Here is a 1876-nt window from a genome sequence, read left to right on the forward strand (position 1 = left end):
CTCCAGTTGTTGTGACAGTCGCCACAGGAGGTGCTGCTCTGGGCAAGGCCTTGGTCGCGCACCGGGCGGTACGCATGGTTTCGTTCACGGGCGGCTTCGTCACGGGTGAGCAAATCTCGCGTACAGCCGGGCTCAAGAAACTGGCGATGGACCTCGGCGGAAATGCCCCGGTTATCGTAATGGCCGATTGCGATCTGAATGAAACAGTCGATTCGTGTGTGTCGGGTGCTTTTTGGGCTGCCGGACAGAATTGCATTGGCACCCAGCGGATTTTAATCGAGGCGCCACTCTACGAAGCATTCAAAACACGCTTCATTGAGAAAACCAGCCAGTTGATCGTGGGTAATCCAGCGGATGAGCAGACGGATGTCGGCCCGATGATTACTCAGGCGTCAGCCAAGCGTACCGAGGAGGTGGTGAATGACGCCATCGCTAAAGGCGCAACCTTGTTGTTTGGCAATACACGCAACGGTTCGCTTTATTCGCCCACCGTTCTGGAAAGCGTCGACCGCCACTGCAAGCTGTGGTGCGAGGAAGTGTTCAGCCCTGTCGTGATACTCCAGAGCGTAGGTTCCCTGGATGAGGCCCTGACGCTCGCCAACGAACCAGACTACAGCCTGCATGCGGGGATCTTCACCAGTAATTTGAATGTTGCGCTGAAGGCAGCCAAGCGGCTTGAGGCTGGCGGCGTCATGATCAACGACTCCTCGGACTATCGATTCGACGCAATGCCTTTCGGTGGTTTCAAGTACGGGAGCATGGGGCGTGAAGGTGTGCGTTTCGCCTACGAAGATATGACGCAACCCAAGGTTATTTGCATTAACGGTGTGAGTGGAAGCTAAACAAATCGTTCGAGTTCACGACGAATGACACAACAATAAAATCAGAGGAATCGACATGCGTCCCGATAAGCACAACCTATCAACATTATCTGCAGCGACGCTGGCAGTTCATGGCGGGAATGTCGCGGATGTCACCAGCGGTGCCGTCCGTACTCCATTGGTAATGGCTAACTCCTATCTCTTGYCCGAAGATCCGGCAACCATGGACTGGTCGAGTCCAGACGGCCTTGTGTATACGCGAAATCAAGGCCATAACCAGGTTTGTCTGGAGAAGAAACTCGCAGCCCTCGAGGGTTGTGAAGATGCAGTGGTATTCGCTACCGGTGTCGCCGCGTTGCATTCGGTGTTTTTTTCTTTCTTGAAAAGTGGCGACCACGTCATCGTCAGCGACATCACCTACCAAGCCGTTTGGCGACTCTTCGCAGAACTCCTGCCCGAACGTTACGGGATCGAAGCGACGTTTGTAGACGTCGGTGATCTGGAATCGGTCCGTCAAGCCATCCGACCCAACACTAAACTGATCCATACCGAAACGATCGCCAACCCGACTACCAAAATCGCAGATATTGCAGCGCTGGCTGAGATTGCCCATGCGCACGGCGCATTGATCTCAGTAGATGCAACGTTCACCCCACCTCCATTCTTTCGTGCGAGTGAGCACGGTGTCGACTTCGTCGTTCACTCATTGACCAAGTACATCAATGGCCATGGCGATGCCATGGGCGGCGTTGTGATCGGCTCCAATCAGCTGATCAACAAGATCAAAAATGATGCGTTGGTTGATCTTGGTGCGACGATTTCTCCCTTCAATGCGTGGATGATCATGCGCGGTTCCGTCACGCTGCCCCTGCGTCTGAAGCAACTGTTGAACACAGCTGAAAAACTGGCTCAGTTTCTTGATGCCGATGATCGTATTGCTTACGTCTACTACCCTGGATTGCCTTCACACCCGCAGCATGAGTTGGCGCGCCGGCAATTTGCAGGCAAGGGATRTGGGGCGGTGATGGCCTTCGCGGTGAAGGGCGACCCTGATA

The 1876-nt window shown here is 54.3% G+C and carries 2 protein-coding genes; both read left to right on the forward strand.

The annotated features are described in order from the left end of the window. Positions 1-842, forward strand: an 842-nt coding sequence (locus ACXRVY_RS26720; RefSeq protein WP_458238696.1) for an aldehyde dehydrogenase family protein, incomplete at its 5' end; no start/stop codon positions are given. Positions 843-897: 55 nt separating this feature from the next. Next, the coding region (locus ACXRVY_RS26725; RefSeq protein WP_458238697.1) for a trans-sulfuration enzyme family protein at positions 898-1876 on the forward strand (979 nt) is incomplete at its 3' end.

It is taken from the genome of Pseudomonas sp. P5_A2_2, assembly GCF_054177685.1.